Annotated in this window: 4 protein-coding genes; 3 read left to right on the top strand and 1 reads right to left on the bottom strand. The window is 64.8% G+C overall.

Translation table 11 applies throughout. The annotated features are described in order from the left end of the window. The 3 genes from MR825_RS05040 to MR825_RS05050 form a co-directional block, all read left to right on the top strand. The coding region (locus MR825_RS05040) for a malic enzyme-like NAD(P)-binding protein (RefSeq protein ID WP_287879255.1) at positions 1 to 269 on the top strand (269 nt) is incomplete at its 5' end. An 11-nt stretch (positions 270 to 280) separates the two neighbouring features. Then, positions 281 to 1039: a dihydroorotate dehydrogenase electron transfer subunit gene (locus MR825_RS05045; protein WP_256176495.1), complete on the top strand. Its 759-nt coding sequence runs from the start codon at positions 281 to 283 to the stop codon at positions 1037 to 1039. Then, positions 1026 to 1949, top strand: coding sequence for a dihydroorotate dehydrogenase (locus MR825_RS05050; protein WP_287879258.1), 924 nt, complete (start codon positions 1026 to 1028; stop codon positions 1947 to 1949). The genes MR825_RS05045 and MR825_RS05050 overlap by 14 nt, the downstream gene beginning before the upstream one ends. Positions 1950 to 2231: 282 nt before the next feature. On the opposite strand, the gene MR825_RS14375 is transcribed toward MR825_RS05050, so the two are convergent. After that, positions 2232 to 2444 carry an IS3 family transposase gene (locus tag MR825_RS14375; protein ID WP_353845865.1) on the bottom strand — a complete coding sequence of 71 codons (213 nt, stop codon included), beginning with the start codon at positions 2442 to 2444 and terminating at the stop codon, positions 2232 to 2234. Between the last annotated feature and the right edge of the window lie 127 nt (positions 2445 to 2571).

Consider the following 2571-nt stretch of genomic DNA (forward strand, 5'->3'; position numbering starts at 1 on the left):
TGGTGGCCACGGGGCGCAGCGACTTCCCCAACCAGATCAACAACGTGCTGGCGTTCCCGGGCATCTTCCGTGGCGCGTTCGACGTGCGGGCCAGCGACATCAACGAGGCGATGAAGGTCGCGGCGGCCGAGGCGCTGGCGGGCCTCATTTCAGACGAAGAGCTGAACGCCGATTACATCATCCCCGCCGCCTTCGACCCCCGGGTGGGCAGGACGGTGGCCGCCGCCGTGGCCCGGGCCGCCCGCGACAGCGGCGTGGCCCGCATCTGAGGAGGGTCCCCATGTTCGTGCGATTGACCGAGCTGCGCCCTGTGACGGCGCGGGACACCCTGTATCGCTTTACCTGCCCCGCAATCGCTCGGGCCGCCCTGCCCGGCCAGTTTGTGGAATTGAAGCTCACCGGCGGCTGCGACCCCTTCCTGCGCCGCCCTATCAGTCTCTTTGACGCCGACGGGACGGAGACCTTTTCTCTTCTGGTACGTACCGTGGGCCGGGGCACGGAGTATATGACCGGCTGGACGCCTGGAATGGAGATCGACGTATTGGGGCCTCTGGGCAGCGGCTTTTCCTGGGAAACGGACACAAGGGACTGTCTCCTGGTTGCGGGCGGGATCGGCCTGGCCCCCATGGGTTTCCTGGCCCGGCGCCTGCTGGACGAGGGGAAGCGGGTGCGTCTGCTGTTTTCGCCCCGGCGGGACGCGGCATTGCTGGATGCGCTTCCCTTCCGGGAAAGGCTGGACGTTTCCTGCTGTGAAAACCGCTCCGCCCTTCCCGCCGCGCTGGACGCCCTGCTGGCGCAGGGCGCGGACGCGGTATTCTCCTGCGGGCCGGAGGGGCTGCTGGAATCCGTGGCGGAGCGCGCGGCGGCGCACGGCGTGCCCTGCCAGCTGTCCATGGAACGGCGCATGGCCTGCGGTATCGGTATCTGCCTGGGCTGTGCCATTGCCATCCATACGCCCGGCGGCGTGACCTACAAAAAGGTCTGCAAAGACGGCCCCGTCTTTCGGGGAGAGGAGGTGGCCTTCCATGCTCAGCCTTGAGACCCGTCTGGGGCGGGCCGTCTTCCGCAACCCCGTATTTGGGGCCTCCGGCTGTACCGGCCATGGCTATGAACTGGCCGGCTACACCGATTTGTCCCGGTTCGGCGCAGTGAGCCTGAAAACGTTTACTCCGGCTCCCCGCGCCGGCAACCCCCCGGAGCGAATCGCAGAGGTGCCCGCCGGGGTACTGAATTCCATCGGCCTGCAAAACCCCGGAAAGGATGCATTTTTTGCCCAGACTATGCCCCGGGTGCTCGCCGCGCTGGAGCGCGACCAAATCGTCGTCAGCGTAGGCGGCGACACGATAGAGGACTATGTCGCGCTCTGCCGGGAGACCGAAGCGCGCTTCGGCGGCCGGATCGCGGCACTGGAGCTGAACGCGGCCTGTCCCAATGTCAGCCATGGCGCGGGCTTCTACAGCCGGGATCCCCAGGCCGCCCGCGAGCTGGTGCAGGCCGTACGGGAGGCCGTGGCCCTGCCCGTTTTTCTGAAGTTCAACACCAACTTCCCCAACTATCTGGAGGTTGCCGCCGCCGTGGAGGCGGCGGGAGCGGACGCGCTCTACACCACCAATACTCCTCTGGGCATGAAGATCGACCTGCACAGGCGCAGGCCCGCCCTGGGCAACGGCAGGGGGCCGATCTGCGGACCCGCCATCCGCCCCATCGGCGTACTGCGGACCTGGGAGCTGTATGAGGCCGTGCGGCTGCCCATCATTGCCAGCGGCGGCATCCGCACCTGGGAGGACGCAGTGGAATACCTCCTGGCAGGCGCCTGCGCCGTGGGAGTGGGCAGCGCTCAATTTGTCCAGCCGGACGCGGCAAGCGACATTCTGTCCGGTCTGGAGCGCTATGCCGCGGCGGAGGGCCTGGAGTGCCTGACCCCGCTGGTGGGCGCGGCCCATCCCTGACGGTGTTTCTGTTTTGATCTGCCCGGCAGCATTCCGCCGTCCCCAAGCATCGGGCCAAAGGAAAACTCCGCCCCTTCCGGCGTCGCACATGTCGAAGCGCACCCTCCCCGGGGGGCTGGGACGACCATTGCGCGGGTAATTGAGCTTCAGCCGTCAGCGAACCGTTTGTCAAAAGGCCATAGGCCGCCTGACAAGCAAAACGCCCCGGCCCCAGCCGCAAACTGAACTGCCCCAGGTTGTGCGGACCGTACAAAAAGGGGCCCTGGCAGGAACTATTGAGTTTTATGTGGAGAGGCGCCGCGCAAGCGGCGCCTCTCCAGTCTTTAGCTGAATGCGCTCATGGTTGTAAAAGTGGATATAGCGGTCAATCCTCTCGTTGGCTTCAGAGAAAGTCGCCGGTTTGCGGCGGCAAATGCACTCCGTTTTAAGAATGGAGAAGAGATTTTCCGCCATGGCATTATCATATGGGTTGCCTTTCCTTAGCCTGGCAGGCAGAGCAAAAAGCGTGGATACAGAGTTCCTTCCTCATGTTGTTATCCATGGCAAGACCTATGATCTCACCGTTATAACAGTCCAGAACGGCTGCGACGTAAAGCTTTCCGTCTGCGCACGGGACTTGCGT

It is taken from the genome of Lawsonibacter sp. (assembly GCF_022777125.1).
Lineage (GTDB): Bacteria > Bacillota > Clostridia > Oscillospirales > Oscillospiraceae > Lawsonibacter_A > Lawsonibacter_A hominis.